The 1,317-nt window shown below is 64.8% G+C and carries 1 protein-coding gene and 1 other annotated feature; the gene reads right to left on the bottom strand.

Translation table 11 applies throughout. From position 1 onward, the window contains the following. Nucleotides 1-18: 18 nt before the first annotated feature. Nucleotides 19-1,265, bottom strand: a protein-coding gene (locus D1648_RS17735; RefSeq protein WP_241155578.1) for an IS3 family transposase whose coding sequence is annotated in 2 segments (ribosomal slippage) — nt 19-980 and nt 980-1,265 — 1,248 coding nt in all. Because the reading frame shifts where the segments join, the coding sequence is not laid out codon by codon here. Then, nucleotides 859-987: a sequence feature (AL1L pseudoknot), on the bottom strand. Its footprint overlaps the gene before it by 129 nt. Nucleotides 1,266-1,317: the final 52 nt, after the last annotated feature.

Below are 1,317 nucleotides of genomic sequence, written 5' to 3'. Positions count from 1 at the left end.
TGAATCGCCCCGGGTTTGTTAGAGGCTCGCAAGTGCCGCGTCGGCGGGTGCCGGTGCGGGGTGGTTGTGATGGTAGGTGTCCTCGAGCTCGACGGGCGGGATCATTCCGATCTCGCCGTGCAGACGCCGGTGGTTGAACCAGTCGATGTACTCTGCGGTCGCGATCTCGAGGTCGTCGATGTTCTTCCAGGGCCCGCGGTTGCGGACCAGTTCGGCCTTGAACAGCGAGTTGAAGGCCTCGGCCAGGGCATTGTCATACGAGTCGCCGGTGGAGCCGACCGAGGCGACCGCGCCGGCCTCGGCAAGTCGCTCGGTGTAGCGGATGGCGACGTATTGAACGCCCTTATCGCTGTGATGCGTGAGCCCGGTGACGGACTGGCCTGCGTGATCGCGGGCCCAGATGCCCATCTCCAACGCGTCCAGCGCAAGATCTGTCCGCAGCGATTTCGACAGCTGCCAGCCGACCACGCGGCGGGAGAACACGTCGATGATGAACGCGGCATACACCCAGCCGGCGAAGGTTCGGCAGTAGGTGATGTCCGCGACCCACAACTGGTTCGGAGCGGTGGCCGTGAAGTCTCGTTCGACCAGGTCAGGACGAGAATCCGGACCGCGACCGGAGATCGTGGTGCGCGGGCCTTTGGACCGGCTGATCCCACGTAGCCCAGCGACGCGCATGAGTCGCTCGACCGTGCAGCGCGCCACCGAGATGCCCTCCCGCCGCAACTGCGCATGGACCTTCTTTGCCCCGTAGACGCTGAAGTTCGCGGAGTGGACCCGGCCGATATCGACCAGTAACTCCTCGTCACGCAGTGCTCGCTTCGAGGGCGGGCGGGCCGTGCTCGCGTAGTACGTGCTCGGCGCGATCTGCGTGCCCGCTGCGGTGAGCGTCCGACAGATCGGCTCGACGCCGAACTCATGCTTGTGCTGGTCTATGTACTCCACGATCAACGCTGTGGGCGGTCGAGCTCCGCCGCGAAAAAAGCCGACGCCGACCTCAGGATCGAGTTCGCCCGGCGCAGCTCACGTACTTCCTTCTCCAGCTCGATCAAGCGCTGGGACTCGCTAGTCGTGGTTCCGGGACGGTATCCCTCGTCGACCTCCGCCTGCACGACCCAATTCCTCAGAGTCTCGGGATTGATCCCGAGCTGCTCGCCCACACGACGGAACGTGCCCGACCTCGTCGATGGATCCAGTCGCGCCTGAACAGCCATCCTCGTGGCTCTCTCCCGAAGCTCGTCCGGGTACTTCCTCGGTGCTGCCATGCTCCTCATCCTCCCGTGGATTCAGAGCCTCCACCAGACCCGGGGCGATTCA

This window comes from Brachybacterium sp. EE-P12, from assembly GCF_003711805.1.
GTDB lineage: Bacteria > Actinomycetota > Actinomycetes > Actinomycetales > Dermabacteraceae > Brachybacterium.
The sequence above is the reverse complement of the archived record's forward strand: the minus strand, read 5'-3'. Positions and strand labels throughout refer to the sequence as shown.